The 16011-nt window shown below is 37.8% G+C and carries 15 protein-coding genes; 11 read left to right on the forward strand and 4 right to left on the reverse strand.

The window, feature by feature from the left end:
* Window positions 1–4749: type I polyketide synthase (locus GAB14E_RS05440; RefSeq protein ID WP_033083730.1), on the reverse strand; the 4749-nt coding region annotated here is incomplete at its 3' end.
* A 16-nt stretch (window positions 4750–4765) separates the two neighbouring features.
* Window positions 4766–5629 (reverse strand): transcriptional regulator, encoded by an 864-nt coding sequence (locus tag GAB14E_RS05435; protein ID WP_033083617.1) that lies wholly within the window; start codon window positions 5627–5629, stop codon window positions 4766–4768.
* A 478-nt stretch (window positions 5630–6107) separates the two neighbouring features.
* On the opposite strand from GAB14E_RS05435, the gene GAB14E_RS05430 reads away from it, so the two are divergent.
* From GAB14E_RS05430 to GAB14E_RS24270, 9 genes are all read left to right on the forward strand, one after another.
* Window positions 6108–6971 (forward strand): 4'-phosphopantetheinyl transferase family protein, encoded by an 864-nt coding sequence (locus GAB14E_RS05430; protein ID WP_033083618.1) that lies wholly within the window; start codon window positions 6108–6110, stop codon window positions 6969–6971.
* Between the two features lie 418 nt (window positions 6972–7389).
* Window positions 7390–7800 (forward strand): GFA family protein, encoded by a 411-nt coding sequence (locus tag GAB14E_RS05425; protein WP_033083619.1) that lies wholly within the window; start codon window positions 7390–7392, stop codon window positions 7798–7800.
* 173 nt (window positions 7801–7973) lie between these two features.
* Window positions 7974–8459, forward strand: a complete 486-nt coding sequence (locus GAB14E_RS05420) for a hypothetical protein (protein WP_033083620.1) — start codon at window positions 7974–7976, stop codon at window positions 8457–8459.
* Window positions 8460–8643: 184 nt separating this feature from the next.
* Complete coding sequence (locus tag GAB14E_RS05415) at window positions 8644–9876, forward strand: DUF711 family protein (protein WP_033083621.1); 1233 nt, start codon at window positions 8644–8646, stop codon at window positions 9874–9876.
* Between the two features lie 115 nt (window positions 9877–9991).
* Window positions 9992–10453: a nuclear transport factor 2-like protein gene (locus GAB14E_RS05410; RefSeq protein WP_033083622.1), complete on the forward strand. Its 462-nt coding sequence runs from the start codon at window positions 9992–9994 to the stop codon at window positions 10451–10453.
* Window positions 10454–10588: 135 nt separating this feature from the next.
* On the forward strand, window positions 10589–10903 hold the full coding sequence (locus GAB14E_RS05405; protein ID WP_156115772.1) for a hypothetical protein: 315 nt from the start codon (window positions 10589–10591) through the stop codon (window positions 10901–10903).
* Window positions 10904–11028: 125 nt separating this feature from the next.
* Window positions 11029–11724 (forward strand): aspartate/glutamate racemase family protein, encoded by a 696-nt coding sequence (locus GAB14E_RS05400; RefSeq protein WP_033083624.1) that lies wholly within the window; start codon window positions 11029–11031, stop codon window positions 11722–11724.
* 26 nt (window positions 11725–11750) lie between these two features.
* Window positions 11751–12353, forward strand: coding sequence for a glutathione S-transferase N-terminal domain-containing protein (locus GAB14E_RS05395; protein WP_033083625.1), 603 nt, complete (start codon window positions 11751–11753; stop codon window positions 12351–12353).
* Window positions 12354–12618: 265 nt separating this feature from the next.
* Window positions 12619–13131 (forward strand): helix-turn-helix domain-containing protein, encoded by a 513-nt coding sequence (locus GAB14E_RS24270; RefSeq protein WP_052093926.1) that lies wholly within the window; start codon window positions 12619–12621, stop codon window positions 13129–13131.
* A 41-nt stretch (window positions 13132–13172) separates the two neighbouring features.
* Here GAB14E_RS24270 and GAB14E_RS05390 read toward each other — a convergent pair whose 3' ends face one another.
* Complete coding sequence (locus GAB14E_RS05390) at window positions 13173–13574, reverse strand: YkgJ family cysteine cluster protein (RefSeq protein WP_033083626.1); 402 nt, start codon at window positions 13572–13574, stop codon at window positions 13173–13175.
* 230 nt (window positions 13575–13804) lie between these two features.
* On the opposite strand from GAB14E_RS05390, the gene GAB14E_RS05385 reads away from it, so the two are divergent.
* Entirely contained in the window at window positions 13805–14554 is a 750-nt protein-coding gene (locus GAB14E_RS05385) for an MBL fold metallo-hydrolase (RefSeq protein WP_033083627.1), read from the forward strand.
* A 45-nt stretch (window positions 14555–14599) separates the two neighbouring features.
* Window positions 14600–15091 (forward strand): hypothetical protein, encoded by a 492-nt coding sequence (locus tag GAB14E_RS05380; RefSeq protein ID WP_033083628.1) that lies wholly within the window; start codon window positions 14600–14602, stop codon window positions 15089–15091.
* 59 nt (window positions 15092–15150) lie between these two features.
* Here the strand turns inward: GAB14E_RS05380 and GAB14E_RS05375 are convergent, their stop codons facing one another.
* A complete protein-coding gene (locus GAB14E_RS05375; protein WP_033083629.1) occupies window positions 15151–15831 on the reverse strand; it encodes a hypothetical protein in 681 nt (226 codons plus the stop codon).
* Window positions 15832–16011 lie beyond the last annotated feature (180 nt).

A 16011-nucleotide genomic window follows, 5' to 3' on the forward strand; every position in this document is an offset into this window, starting at 1 on the left:
GTCTGCTTCCATATCCATTTCAAGCTCTAACATTTCAGTTGGGTAACCAGTTTTCTCGGCTACTACTGTCATCATTACTGATTGGATGTGAGCTAAATCAATTGCTGGACCAGCTGCATTACCTGGTGCACTTTCATTCGCTGGCCCGTTTTCAACAACCGCTACAGGAGCAGCTGAGACTTTAGACTGCATATAATTAACAATTTCGCCTAGCGTTCTTAATTCAGCTAAATCTTCTGGGTTAAGCTCAGGTAAATCTGGGATGGTTTCTTGCACTGCACCTAAGATTTCAACACGTTTAATAGAGTCGATACCTAAGTCTGCTTCCATATCCATTTCTAGTTCAAGCATTTCCGTTGGGTAACCAGTTTTTTCTGCCACCACTTCCATCATTACAGATTGGATGTGAGCTAAATCAATTGCTGGACCAGCTACATTACCTGGTGCACTTTCAGTCGCTGGCGCGTTTGCAACAACCGCTTCAGGAGCAGCTGAGACTTTAGACTGCATATAACTAACGATTTCGCCTAGGGTTCTTAACTCAGCTAAATCTTCTGGGTTAAGCTCAGGTAAATCGGTAATAATTTCTTGTACCGAACCTAAAATTTCAACACGTTTAATTGAGTCGATACCTAAATCAGCTTCCATATCCATTTCAAGTTCAAGCATTTCAGTCGGGTAGCCGGTTTTTTCAGCGACCACTTCCATCATCACACTTTGGATATGTTTTAAATCAATGGTTGGAGCACTTGCAGTCACTGTCGTATCGACTAAATGTAGTGTTGGCATGCTCTCATTAGCTGACACGCTTGGCGAAACGGCTTGTGCTTTTGACGTCACCTTTTCTTGCATGTGGTCAACAATCTCGCCTAAAGTACGTAACTCAGCTAGATCTTCAGGATTCAGTTCAGGTAAATCACTAATGATTTCTTGTACTGAGCCTAAGATTTCAACACGCTTAATGGAATCGATACCCAAGTCTGCTTCCATGTCCATTTCAAGTTCAAGCATTTCAGTTGGGTAGCCGGTTTTCTCAGCAACTACTTCCATCATCACAGTTTGGATTTTCTGTAAATCAAGAGCTTCAAGATCAATTGATACCGCTGGAGCGGAAACCGCTACTGAGATTTCAGCCACTGGTGCAAGCGCAGCAGCGGTTGCTACTGTTTGTACCGGTGCTGGCGATTGCGTTTGCACTACAGGAGCAGCAACGGGAGTTACTGGCACTGGCTGCGTAACTTGCGCTACATTTGGCTTTATTGGTGCTGGTTGTGCAACTACTGGCGCTTTAACTTCGGCTGATTTAATTGCAACAGGCACTGCTGGGGCGTTTGTTTCAGCAGTAGACAACATTGCCGCCATGTTATCTGTTTGATCATTTAGGTATTGCTCATGCACACGTAACGTTTCTGATTGGAAGTCATGATACATACCTAAGGTGCGATCAAGGCTTTCAGGTAATTCGCCTGCTTCTTGAGAAGTAAGCACCGCATCAAAAGTTTTAGCGTAGTCTTTTGGCCCTTGCATATATTGCTCATGCACATTTAATAACTGTTGTTGATGATCAACAAACTGACTAACACTGCGTTCAATACTGCTAACAACATCGCTAGTATTAGGTGTAACTTGACTAGTTATTGTAATTCCATCGGCAACAGTGCCATCAGAGTTAAGGTAAACTATCTTCTCAACTTCAACAATACGCTCTACCTCTACAATTTTTTCTACTATTTTCTCAACAACTTGCGGCGCTGGCACAGCAACAGGCGTAGTATGAGCTTGTTTAATTGTCCAACCATCGTTTAGTGCATCATCAAATGCTTTTTTAGTTTTAGGGCTAACATAAGAGGCACCGGTAAGCTTCATAGCAAGTGGTGACATTTTAGGCGCAGATAACGGACGTTTAACCGCTGAGTATGGGTCAATATCATTAAGTTCTAAACCAAGTACTGACATTTGCACAGCAGCTTGGCGCATTTGCATATCCGCAGATTTCTTTGGGTTAGCGTTAACGGCAATCGCTATCACATCGTCTTTATCTTTTAAGATGTTTTCAACTAATTTAGTTAAAACATTTTTCGGACCAAACTCAACAAATACTCTACCGCCATCTGCGTAGATGTTGTCGATTTCTTCATTAAAATGCACCGATTCTAAAATATGCTTTTTCAGACTCTTCTTAATATCAGCGGCTTTATTAGAATGCGCTTTTGCTGTGCCATTCGAATAGACAGGTACCACAGGTTTATTAAACTTAGCGTTATCTATAGCATCAGAAAATGGTTTCTGTGCATGACCGACCAATGGCGTATGAAACGCAGCTGATACAGGTAAAGGTACAACCTTGTAACCTTTACCTTTAAGCTCTTCAATGGCAATGGCTATTTGGCTGGTAACGCCAGCAACCACTACTTGGTTATTAGAGTTGTAATTGGCAATTGAGATATCTTTGATGTCTTTAATATCAGCGGCTACTTTGTCAGGAGCGCCAACCACTGCAATCATGGTACCAGTATCAACGGTTGCATCTTTAGGTGCTGCCATGGCTTGACCACGACTACGTGCTAACATCATATAATCGCTATCGTTTAATACACCAGCGGCCCAAAGCGCGGTTAATTCGCCAAAACTATGTCCGGCAGTAAAGTCAGCTTTAAAACCTGCATTGGTGAAAGTTTTATAGAGACCAACACTTAAGGTGCCAATTGCAGGTTGAGCATGTTGTGTTAAACGCAAAACTTCATCTTGTGCTTTACGCGCGTCATCACTAAATACTGGAATTGGGTAAGTTGTTGGCGTTAATTGACCTAAACCTGCATTGGAAAATTCAGTATCCATATCTTGCGCTGCTTGCATCACACTTGGGAAATTACAGGCTAACTCGCGCCCCATATTGACGTACTGTGAGCCTTGACCAGAGAAAAGTGCCACCACTTTGCCTTTGGTTTTAATAGCTGACTTACGGTAATATATTCCGGTAGGTACCGACCAGCTGTCGCTGCCCACATTGCTGGCAAATTGTTTTAATGCACCAGCAATCATCTTAATCGCTTCATCGGCATTTTTAGCAACAAAACCACAACGCGCTAGATTTTCAGCAGGTGTTTGCAAAGCGCAGTCTGTAACTAAGGCGTTAAAGATATAAGGCTGAGCATCTGCAACTGAACTCAGTTTGTCTTGCCATTGCTGTAATTGCGTAATAAGTGCATGTTCATCTTTCGCCGTCACTAAAATTGTTTGTGGCACGGCGTTTAAACGGTATTGCCCTTGTGCGGCTGGCGTATATTCTTCTAATACCATGTGGTAGTTAGTACCACCAAAACCGAATGAACTAACACCAGCGCGGCGTGGTAAACCATCTTCGCGTGCCATCCACGGACGGGTTTCATTATTCAAATACATTGGGCTATTTTCTATTGCTAGCGAAGTATTTGGTTGGTCAATATGAATGGTCGCTGGCAATACTTTATGATGTAGTGCTAATACCGCTTTAATCATACCCGCAGAGCCAGCAGCAGCTTTAGTATGGCCAATTTGTGATTTTACTGAGCCAAGGGCAATATGTTGTTTTTGTTCATTATTTGCTGAAAAATGTTTAACTAAGCCACTGAACTCTGCTGCATCACCGGCTTTAGTGCCAGTGCCGTGAGCTTCGATTAAACCACAGCTCCTTGGGTCAAAACCTGCATCATCATAAGCACGCTTTAATGCTTTTGCTTGTCCGTCTGGACGTGGCGCGTAAATAGATTTAAAACGACCATCGCTTGATGTACCAATACCTTTAAGTACCGCATAAATTTTATCGCCATCACGCTCAGCATCTTCTAAGCGTTTAAAAGCCATCATGCCGATACCTTCACCAATCATCATCCCTTTTGAATCATTATCAAATGGGCGAATATCTTCGTTAGTAGTAAAGGCTGGTGTTTTTGAGAACGACATGTACATAAATGGTGAGTTATCACAACAAACACCACCTGAAATCATCACTTCAGAGCGATGTTCTAACAAGTCAGAAATCGCTAATTTAATTGCCGCTAATGAACCGGCACAAGCCGCATCAACTACACAGTTAGTGCCACCAAGATCAAAACGGTTAGCAATACGACCAGAAATAACATTACCTAACATGCCTGGAAATGAGTTCTCTTCCCAACCAATATAAGCTTTCTTGAATTTTTCGATAATCATCGCGCGATCTTCAGCGTCCACACCTGAAGCTTTTAATACTTTTTCTAAAACAGGACCTTGCAAACGAGACGTTAACGGCGAGATCTGTTTCTGACCACCACCGACACCTAAGGTAATACCAACTTTATCTCGGTCATAACCTGAGCCATCACCAATGCCAGCATCGTTTAAGACATCACGCGCTACCACTAATGATAAGAGTTGAGCAATATCCGTTAATTCTAAAATGTTTGGCGGTAAACCAAACTCCATAGGGTCAAAATCTATTTCAGGTAAAAAGCCACCACGTTTACAGTAAGTTTTATCCGCAGCTTTTGGATCGCTATTATAATAGTCATCTATCGCCCAGCGATCACTCGGTACATCTTTGATCGCATCAACAGATTCAAAAATATTGTCCCAGTAATCTTCTAGGTTTTTTGCATCGGCAAATATTGACGCCATACCGACAACCGCGATTGGACATTCTTGCAAACGAGAGTTAAACGCTTGCTCTTCGTTATCAATATTTGTTGTTTTTGCTACAGTTTGTGATGATTTTTGCTGCTTTTTAGCCATTTTTATTACTCTACTGTTAATATTTGTTTGCATTTTCGCTATCGATATCATGATCATCAGCAGATGAAGACAGCGCACTGGCCTCATCTGGATTTTCATTTAATAAACGAAAACGACTTAAAAATTCGGCATAATTCCCCGCTAAAATGCGGCGAATATGAAATGGGGCTTTATTGAGTACATAACTCATGTAACGACTGGCGGCTTCTCGCTCATTACCATCGTAAATATCCACATAAACCCAATTGGAACTGGGATCATTGGCAATTAATAAACGGCGCTGCTCTGAATTTTTACCTTCATCGGCCGTTGCTGCTTTGACTCTGCCTTTATCTGCAAAGTGCGGTAATTGGGTAACTTTTATCTGCACTACTTCATCGGGCGATAAGTTATTACTTTTATTTAATACTTCACGCATCGCCGAGGGGGATAATTGTGAGACAAGGAGTTTATTTTCTTTGGTGTCTTCAATCGCCACTGCTACGGTTTCAGCACTAACACTATCTGCATCATGCATTTCACCACTGTCTTGCATATCCGTAAGGCGAGAAACACCATGGCGTTTTAAACAGCGTTGCAGACCGGCACGGGATACATTGACATTAATAAACTGTTTGCTCACCGCGAGCAGTTCATCAAGAGACAGTAACAAACGTGTTCTGAGCTCAACGACAACATACTCTTGTGCTTCACTTAAAGTGGTATTTAACTGCTTCGGCACATGAGACGCGTCGGCAAGGGATTCTCTTTTACGCCATTTTCGTACGGTTGATTCTGAAATTTTTAATAAACGGGCGAGTACGGCTGTCGGTAAGTCCGACTCATGGATAAAGGCGCGCATTTCGGGTGTGGTGGTTGCATTAGCATGTTGTTTAGACATTTATCATCCTTATGCAACTTAAGGAGAAATCCGCATAATTAAAAGCGACCAGCCCATATTCAACAGGCGTGCTAGCTGTATTAGCGCATTGCAGGGTAATACTTTTAGATTGTTTGCTCATTTTTATCCGCAGACTCTTATCGGTAATTTTCATGAGTAAATAGACATAATCAATAACTTATCGCGGCTAATATACACAGGTTTCAAACCCAACACAATCACCCGATACCCACTTTCCATTTAAATAAACTGAGGTCTGACCTCACCTGTTCAACCAGTTGGCAAGATATCTGTACTATTAATAGCTAATTCCGTTAAGTGGTTACCACTGTTAACAACTTGCTATTTTTCTATGGTTCAAATAAGTTTAAAAAAACGGATAAAAACAAATCCCCCCCCGTTATTCTTTATGATAAAATCACGCCTCATTAGACATTAATCACCCGTCAAATAAACAATACAAGCTAGCGATACTTTTATGACCTCTTTTTCTAAAACTGACCATGCAACTCGATCAAAACAAAAGCTCACTCTAGCGAATAATGAAATTCATTTATGGATGACTAAGCCAGAGGAATTACTGGGCAATGATGAGCTGTTATCAACTTACGTAACATTACTCACCAGTAAAGAGACTGCCAAGCAACAACGATATAAGTTTGCTGAAGACAGGCACGATGCCTTAATTACTCGCGCTTTTATACGTGACTTATTGTCTTATTATGCTGATATAGCGCCACAAGATTGGCAGTTTGAGAAAGGTGAAAAAGATAAACCTGAAATCGTTAATTGTCCGTTACCACTGCGTTTTAACATTAGCCATACCAAAAACCTCATTATTTGTGCAGTAACACTTGAAGATGACATTGGCTGTGATGTCGAAAATATTGGTCGCAGCAACGATGTATTGGCTATTGCCGAACGTTATTTTTCACCGAAAGAAAGCGATGAACTATTTGCACTGCCGTCAGATCAGCAACGAAATCGATTTTTTGATTACTGGACCTTAAAAGAGTCTTATATTAAAGCTTGGGGCTTAGGTTTAGCTATACCGCTTAAAGATTTCAGTTTCAATATTTCTGACACTGAATGCAATCATAAAGAGGTATTTACCATCAAACAGAATATTAGCTTGAGCTTTGCCAAGCATAGAGTTGATGAACCTCAAATTTGGCGCAGCTGGTTAGTTTACCCAACCACTGCAATAGATGAAAAACAAGAACACCGTATTGCCATCTCTTTGAGGTCTAAAAAATCAGGAAGCAAGAATGATAATCAAAAAACTGATTACCAGTTACGTTTTTTTAATAGCCTGCCCTTGCTTGGTTATCAAGAAATGTAAGCATTAATTTCTCTTCTACCCACTGATAGTACCCAATGAGTACGGCCCGAAGAGTGTTGTCCGATAACATGCGTGACTATTTGAGTTACTTATTAAGTATTGTGGCTTAATTACTTTGTACGATTCATATCCTTTTTGTGTTAATAAAAATAAGGCTATGAATACCTTTTTAATAAAAAAACAATCTGAATCAGCCAACCACCAAAGCTGTATACAAACACTGCAAGGTGTAATTCCTTCTTTCACACACCAACCCTTCTAATCTGTATTTTAACTCATTGATCTGTAGAAAATATTCAAGTAACCTCTAAACATTATAAAATTATGGACGATTAATTCCCCCCTATAAAAAATAAGGAATTAGGTCTCATAATAAACTGTTATGTAAGAATTCTAACACTGGAGTATTAATTAGATTATGGATAATAAAATAAGTGGAAGTTGTTTATGCGGTAAAGTCTCAAGCACGGTTAAAGGCTCCTTCGAGAAGTTTTATCAATGCTACTGTGATAGATGCCAGAAAAAAACGGGTTCCGCTTTTGCCTCATTAATGTTTACTACACCCGATAAAATTGAATGGCACTCCGGAAAAGACTTAATCAAGAGATTTGATTTACCCGAAGCCAATCGGTTCAGTAATTGCTTTTGTACTAACTGTGGCTCCCAAGTTCCTTATATTAGTAGGGACGGGGCTTTTTTAATTGTTCCTGCCGGTTATGTTTCAGGTGACCCTAAAATAAGACCATCAGCAAATATTTTCTGGGAAGAGCGACCTTGTTGGTTTGAGGAAGGGAAATCAGCAGATACTTTTAAAAGCTATCCGGACTAAATTCACCAGCAATACAATCAAGCAGGCTTTGACAGTTATTTTTCTCGTTCGTCGCTATTTCAACCAACTATTTTTAGTCTCTTAATCAGTCATTGGTTGGCACCTGAGCATTGGAGTTTTAATCAACTTTAGCAGTCCAATTAAACACATTTAACTTTAATAGGAATAATTAAGTGCCACATGCCTTCAAGACTCTACCATTGATACCAAAGTTATCAATATCTTTAAATAAACTCTTATTATTGACATGCTTCCTTGTGATTATATATTTTGCATACGCAAGATATGAAGAACATAAAACTGAGCAAGCTGCAGCTTCGCTCTTTGTTTTAAGCCCTCAACGTAATGATATTTATTTTTTTGACTTAGGACTCTTAGATGATAAGTCAGATCTTAAAAACAAATACAAACTAGCTAAGGTTGTACGTGTTAATAGCGATAACGTAGCAATAGTTTATGGGACGTTTTTCTACCAATGGCAATCGGCAGTAATAAAGAGTATTGAGCGTGGGGATTTAAGTAATAATGACTATTTTACACTAATTCCCGATTATATTTCCTTTAGCAAAATTAAAGAAATGAAGAATAATGGGACTATTTATTTAGTTAAACGACCTATCCAAAATATACTCTATGGTAATATTGTTATTCCCGAATAAACTAAAAATTAATGACTATATTGTCTGAACGAATGCCTTATAACTAATGACCTTTAGTACATATGGTATTTAATTGGACTGTAATAAAGTGCAACATTGTAGGGAAATCAAACGGAATTTACAGTTGGCTGCATTTAGCTTGGCTACTTATTTTAGCCAACAATTTTTCACTAGGAAGTTGAAATTGACATATAAAAATAAAGAACTTTGTAAGATAAGAACGATAACAACCTTCATATCTTTGGATAACAATAAAGAAAGTTGGAATGATAAAATAAAAAGTGCCACTGCTTTTTGTTTAAAGTTGACAGAAGAATTCAAGGCTGAAAATTATACAGTCCAATCAATTAGAATTGTTACCAACCCTTTTGGGGAGTATTTGAATACTGATAATTTAGATAATGCTAGAGCTGACCTAAGTTATTTAAATGCGTTATTAACCACTTCCAATGACTCTGGTATGAGAATTCGATTTGCTATTGGCGAGGCGAAATCAAAAGAGGAAATAGAACTCCTACCAGAGCTGATCATGGAGTTTGGTGATTTATGTAATGTATGTGTAAATGTTAGTATTGATGAGTTTGGGGTTTTAGATAATCAATTGATTCAACACTCTGTAAAAGCTGTTCAACGGATTAGCTCAATAACACCTCGAGGTGAAGGTAATTTCAATTTTACAGTTAATTTTAATTGTGACCCTCTTATTCCCTACTTTCCAGCAAGTTACCATCGTAAAGAATTAGGAAATAGGTTTGTTATTGGTCTAGAAACGCCTGATTTACTGGTTAATGTACTGACAAATTACAACCAATCAGTTGGTAAACAAAATCACAATGAGCAATTTAAAGGCTACTACAAAGTTATGAGTAGCGCTCTACAACATCACATAACCAATATTAATAATATAATTCAAAATTCAAACTGTGATAAATCCTATGTATTTTCAGGCTTTGATAGTTCTGCTGCTCCTTCTAAAGATTGCGCGAGCATGGTGGAGCTTTATGAATTAATGGGTGTTGAATATTTTGGCGCATCGGGTACTGTTGAAGCTTCATCATTACTGACTAAGGTTTTTAAATCGATTAAAGACGTTGATCTTGTCGGTTTTTCTGGCTTAATGCTTGCCTTAACTGAAGATACAGGACTTGCTAAAGGCAGCATCAATTCACATTTTGATATACGTTCATTATTAACATACAGCTCAGTCTGTGGCATAGGCTTAGATACAGTCCCAATACCGGGTAATACATCATCAGAGAAAATTTCGGCGTTAATGAGAGATACAGGAACAATGGCATATCGTTTGAATAAGCCACTAACTGTTCGTCTATTTCCCGTTCCTGGACTCAATGCTGGCGATTTAACTTCTTTTGAGAGTGATGACCTTTGTAATTGTGCGGTTCTTGCCGTTCCTTAAATAGGTAAGAGTAAACAATCATATAAATGAAATGGTCTAACTATAAGCTTTAAACCAGGACAAAACAGTCGGCTATTATTAGGCCGTTATGCATTTATCAAACAGTGGAGTTGTAATGAAGTTTTTTTATAAAGTTGGGCTTGTAATAACTAGCCTATTTCTTTCAAATATAGCATTGGCTGCTAATTGTGATTCAGCCTGTCAGTTAATTCAGATTAAATCATACTTTTCAGCGTTAGATGAAGTTGGCCGTAAAGGTTCTACTATCAAAGATATCGATTCACTGCTGGCAATGGTTCATAAAGATGTCAAATATATTCACGTAGAGTATCAAGCTAACTTTACAAAAGAATCGTGGCGTGAAGCTTTTATTCGTAACCTTAATAGGGGATCTTATCAAAAAACTAAAAACAATGAAGCACGTGTTATAAATACAATTTTTGGTAAAAATCACGTTGCTGTTGAGTATGCGCATGGGGTCATTAATTCTGATGGTACATGGAAAAAAAACGATGCTCGTTTAGCTTTATTCGGCTTTAAAGATGGAAAAATATTATTAATTAAAGAGCTTTGGTGAAATGCCTAATAAGCTGCTTAGGGTTGATAAAGTACAGCTGATTATTACTGCTTTGTCGTTGACTTTAGCCAACAAAATTATGCCCATTAATGTGGGCGTTTGTTTACCAATGGAGTTCGAATTTTGATAAAAAGCATGATTATAAAACTCCTTGAGTTACATTTGTACTTGTTAGGTGGATTTGTCATTTGTTTGTTTTACCTGCAAATTGTTGTAACACCGATAATATTTGTCGGTTTACTTGGTACAGTATCCCTTAATTACCTTGAATATAGTTCCTCATTAATCATCATTACCGGCTGTATCTTTATCGGGTTAGTTCTAGGCCTATTTTGGGCGGAGAGAATTAGAAAAACTTTAGGTATTGTTACATTTCATGCTTACCTGCTATCTACACCCGAAATAGACGGTTGGCGAGATGGCAAAGGTAACAGGATAAGTGAAAGTTAAACTAACCAAGCCAATAAATAGCGGACACGTAACCGTTGGCCTGGTCCGCTTAGTCTTACATTTGTGACAACTATGACTTAACCATTTATTAAGTCGTTAGCTACAACTTTACGTCGAGAGGTTACATGAAAACAATTGGTCTTCTAGGTGGTATGAGCTGGGAAAGTTCTGTTGGATATTATCGAGTTATTAATGAAGCGGTTAAAGATTCTTTAGGCGGCCTGCATTCTGCAAAAATAGTTATGTACAGTGTTGATTTTGATCCCATTGAAAAGCTACAGCATAATAGTGACTGGGAAGGTACTGCAAAGATTCTCACAGAGGCAGCTAAGAGAGTACAAAGTGCAGGTGCTGACTTTTTACTTATCTGCACAAATACCATGCATAAAGTGGCTCCACAAATAGAAAAAGCTATTGATATTCCTCTGTTGCACATTGCTGATGCAACAGCAGAGGTTATTGTTAAGAAAGGAATGAAAACTGTTGGTTTATTAGGTACCGCTTTCACAATGGAACAAGATTTTTATAAGGCAAGGTTAACTGAAAATTATGGTTTAACTGTTTTAGTTCCTAATGAAGAAGATAGAAAAATTGTGCACAATGTTATTTATAAGGAGCTTTGCTTAGGCAATTCACTCCCTGCCTCTAAAGTTGAATACTTACGAATAATTAAGTCATTAGCCAATCAAGGAGCTGAGGCAGTAATTCTTGGCTGTACCGAAATAGGTATGTTGGTTGATCAAACTGATACTGAAGTAACGCTTTTAGACACAACTTATATACATGCTCAAAAAGCTGTTGAGTGGGCGTTATGCGACTAATAAATTTATAGTTCGGAGTTTAATAAATGAAATTAACTGTGGGTACTGATTCAACATGGTCACTAAGGGTTTGGATATGTAGTCAATTAGCACAAATAGCTGTTGATGTGAACGTTATTGATTTAACCGATTCAGATTATAAATCAGAGATACTCAAGCATTCTGAAACAGGTTTAGTACCTTGCTTAAATGAAGGTACTTTTGTGATACACGATTCCTTAGCAATTATGGAGTATTTCAATGAATGTTCTGCAGGTGCTATTTTTCCTAGTTCAAGCGCGGAAAGAGCGTTGGCTCGCAGTTTGTGTTCAGAGTTACACGCTGGTTTTATTAGCCTTAGAATTCAATGCCCATTTTCTTTGGAGCAAGTTCCCGCCTTATTAGAGTTTAATAAGGATATTGAAAATGAGTTAAGGCGTATTACAAAAATTTTTGGCTCTGCACATTTACCCTTCATGTTTGATTCTGCCGGAGCGGTAGATGCGTTTTATGCTATTCTTGCTTTTAGGTTAAAAGCCTATGGTATAAACCTTCAAGGTAAAGCTGGAATGTACCAAGAAAGCCTGCTGAATTGGTCTACTTTAAAACAAGCGATAAAGCTTGCCCATCATTGGAAAACGCATAAATAGGAGCAAAAAGTAATTAGCTTTTGTTTATATTTGAAAATCACAAAACCATCACTGAACTAGTTGAAATCATCAACTATTTAGCAAATAAATTTTGTGGAGCGGCTTTCACTCTAACTAACTTAGTATTTTCGATCGTTTTCTTTAATAAATTCATTTTGACGGCAAAAAGGCGGTAAAATTGCGTCACCGACATAATTATTTTTGAATATTATTGGTTCTAGGTATTAGTTCTAAGGTTTTAGTTCTAAAGAATTAAGGGATTTGTATGTTTATAAAAAATCTTAGGCAAGTTAAATATTTATCACAGGAAGATCTTGCAGCATTAAGCGGTTTAAGTCTTCGTACAATTCAACGCGTAGAAAGTGGCCATAGAGTAAGTTATGCCTCTTTACGCTCTCTTGCTGCTGCGTTTGATATTAATGTAGATGAACTTGAGCAAGAGTTATATTCAATGAAGAACATAATTAAAGAATATACAGATTATCCATTTTGGTTAAGGCTTTATTTAGGTAGTGGTTGGTTTACAGCTACTCGTGATGAATTTAAAAAAACAGAAGTATTCTACCTTATCTTTGCTGCTATATTTGCTGTGATATGGCTGGTGACCTCATTAATGGATATTGCTATTTATCGTATCGCAATGTTCGGTAGTATATGCAGCTTTATTGGAGCATATAATATTTCAGTAACCATCCGTACTGGAGATAAATACGATATATGGTCAAAGTTAGAATCAACACTGCCAAAATCTTGGTTTAGTTTTCTTAAGAGAAAATAACATTTTCACTGATTCGGACACACAACAAGTGGTTAAATGCTTTATGAAGAGCTCGGTGGTCGACTGCCTTGCATCAACCAATCGAGCTTTATTTGAGCTTTTTTATGATTATCTAAGTCGATAACTTCGATCATTTCACATTCATCTCTAATCATTTCAGCGATTAAACTCGGATAATGTCGGCAGTCTTCAGGTCTGTCAAAATAGATGCTGCAAGTATATAAATCAGGAGATGAAGGCGATTTTTTAGGGCTAATATCAAGAAATGGACATTTTTTTAACCGTACACCTGATTTTGGGTCGAACCATATCTCATCATTTTTAACAAATTCGAAAATTTCTGGATTAAATATTTCCCAGAGATCAATCTCTTCTTTTGTTGCCGAAAGGTCTCCTCCTCCGTATTTAATACAACATTTTCCGCATTGATTACAATCTTTCATAATTCGCTAACTAGTAAAGTGGCCTCGAGCTTATTGTATCATTGATGATATTTTTAACATCTTATCTGTTACTCTACTCAGTATACTTGAAGTAGATTAACTTAACATAAGCCAGATCAATATTTTACCAGCCTATTCACTTCAGACAGTAAACACTTTCCCACCCCTTACAAACTGTCCCAAAGCCCTAGCCTAACAACAGAAATTTAAGCAAAGAAGACTATAACAGTATGAAAAAAATAAAATTATCTGAAAACCTTCATCAATATCAATTTTCGCCATTTGAAGGTCAACATTTTGGCTTTAATATTTACGTATTGATTGATGGCAATGATGCCTTATTAATTGATACTGCTTTTGAGGATCACGCTCAAGCAGTATTAGCCGATCTTGAAAAATCAGGTATTGAGATTAGACAAGTTGTATTTTCCCACTTTCATCCTGATCACATCTCAGGTCTCTCGGCGCTTAACACCCCAAAACTTTTCGGAAATGGTTTATACCAGCAGACTTTAAACAAATATACGCCCATTGAAAAACATCACTTTTTCGCTGATATGAATATAATAGATGAGCGGTCTGTATTAACATTTGGTCAATTTAATTTACGTTTTAATTTAGTGCTAGGGCATGTACCTTGCGGTATGTTTACCATTATAAATGAGACTTTTGTTCATGTCGCAGACGATATAATGACATCCAATACAGGTGAGCCATTATTGCCTTCGGTGCAATTTAGTAACGCCCAAGACCATATAGATTCTTTAGAGCTATTGAAACAATACTCTTCATATACCTTGTTGCTGTCACATGGGAATGCAATAACGGGTGAAAAACAGATATTAGCTGCTATTGAACATCGACAAAATTATCTTAGAGCTATTGCTAGCAGTAATAAACCACTGTCTATCGAACAAGCTTTAAAAAATTGTGACTGTGATTTTTTACAGCAAGATTGGCACGACTATGTTTATCGCTAGAAGCCTTCTTACCTACTGCTTATATAAGCTACGGATAACCTGTTCATGAAAACGCAGTTCATTCCTCAATCATTTACTGTTCCCCACGCCTTAAAAACTGACAGCTTTTATTTTAGAGTACTTGAAGACAGCCTAGCGGCTTTCGATTATGAGGCTGTTATGACGAGCCTAGAGAAATTAACATCGATATTTGGCCCCGATACTACATGGCCTAATAAAAACATGACGCTAAACGATAATATCGCTAGTCTAAAAGTTCATAAACAAGAGTTTAAATCGCGAGAGGCATTTGCTTATTCTGTATTTAATCAGACAAATGATAGGTGCCTTGGTTGTGTTTACATAGACCCAAGTCAATCGTCTCATTATGATTGTGAAGTTTACCTTTGGGTTAGAAGTGATAGTGCCATGTTAGACCAACAGCTTTATACAGTTGTGTTAGATTGGCTTAAGCAAGATTGGCCTTTCACTAACATTGCTTTTCCTGGGAGAGAGATAACCTGGCATGAGTGGACTGAACAACTAAACCGTAACTAGCTTTCAAAAGTGCCTCATAAGATTACGGCCTCCAATCACTTAGTTCGCTATATTGTTAGTTATTCAATTTCCCTGCGAACTTTCGCGTTAGGGCTGACACGCGCCCAATAAAATAAATACATAATAATAACTTTAGTGATTCCACTCACTATCGCTAAGAGTATTAGTGGCCAAGCTTTTTCAACGCCTATTGACATTGCAAAAGCTATGGTGGAAATATCCATCATTAAGATGAACTGACTCATACGAATATCAATTGCTCCTGTACTTCCCGAGCAAATAATGAGCTTAATTTGGTGCGCATAACCTTGAGTAAGTAATAAGGTGATAATAATAATGAGTATTGTCGACACTTGTTTACTTTGATCAGCAATACTCTCATTAAAAGCCAGACCAATGATGCCTAAAGTAAAACAAACACCCACTAAAAATAAACTGACAACCGAGGCTTTTGATTTTCTGTCTTGCCACATTTCAAATAATATCAGCATCATCAATACAGACGCTATCAATCTTGGCCAAACAATATAATGGTTAAATATATCAAGGCTATAGCCATAGACAAAGAAAGAAAAGTAAGCTAAAAAGCTCATAGTGAATTGATTTTGCGATAAAATATCAGTGACCTTCCTCTCGCCACTGGATTTTCTTAACCACAACTTATTGAGCTGTAAATAAACACCATATAAGCTAATAAATATAAATACTGTATTTATTACACCAAAAAAATCATACCACATAAAAATACCCGACAATTAAATTGTCGACAATAATACTTACTTACAAATAAACATCAAGTTAATTAGGTGAGAAGATACTAAATTGTCGACAATTAAACGGTTTAGTAATATATTTTTGAACTTAAATAAAACAGCTATACCCCATCAATATTTCGACGAATTGGATTCATGCTTGGCTAC

The organism is Colwellia psychrerythraea (genome assembly GCF_000764185.1).
GTDB lineage: Bacteria > Pseudomonadota > Gammaproteobacteria > Enterobacterales > Alteromonadaceae > Colwellia > Colwellia psychrerythraea_B.

Coding starts and splice junctions, on each gene's coding strand:
- GAB14E_RS05435 (WP_033083617.1), bottom strand. CDS start 5,629: ATGTCTAAACAACATGCTAATGCAACCACCACACCCGAAATGCGCGCC.
- GAB14E_RS05430 (WP_033083618.1), top strand. CDS start 6,108: ATGACCTCTTTTTCTAAAACTGACCATGCAACTCGATCAAAACAAAAG.
- GAB14E_RS05425 (WP_033083619.1), top strand. CDS start 7,390: ATGGATAATAAAATAAGTGGAAGTTGTTTATGCGGTAAAGTCTCAAGC.
- GAB14E_RS05410 (WP_033083622.1), top strand. CDS start 9,992: ATGAAGTTTTTTTATAAAGTTGGGCTTGTAATAACTAGCCTATTTCTT.
- GAB14E_RS05405 (WP_156115772.1), top strand. CDS start 10,589: ATGATTATAAAACTCCTTGAGTTACATTTGTACTTGTTAGGTGGATTT.
- GAB14E_RS05400 (WP_033083624.1), top strand. CDS start 11,029: ATGAAAACAATTGGTCTTCTAGGTGGTATGAGCTGGGAAAGTTCTGTT.
- GAB14E_RS05395 (WP_033083625.1), top strand. CDS start 11,751: ATGAAATTAACTGTGGGTACTGATTCAACATGGTCACTAAGGGTTTGG.
- GAB14E_RS24270 (WP_052093926.1), top strand. CDS start 12,619: ATGTTTATAAAAAATCTTAGGCAAGTTAAATATTTATCACAGGAAGAT.
- GAB14E_RS05390 (WP_033083626.1), bottom strand. CDS start 13,574: ATGAAAGATTGTAATCAATGCGGAAAATGTTGTATTAAATACGGAGGA.
- GAB14E_RS05385 (WP_033083627.1), top strand. CDS start 13,805: ATGAAAAAAATAAAATTATCTGAAAACCTTCATCAATATCAATTTTCG.
- GAB14E_RS05380 (WP_033083628.1), top strand. CDS start 14,600: ATGAAAACGCAGTTCATTCCTCAATCATTTACTGTTCCCCACGCCTTA.
- GAB14E_RS05375 (WP_033083629.1), bottom strand. CDS start 15,831: ATGTGGTATGATTTTTTTGGTGTAATAAATACAGTATTTATATTTATT.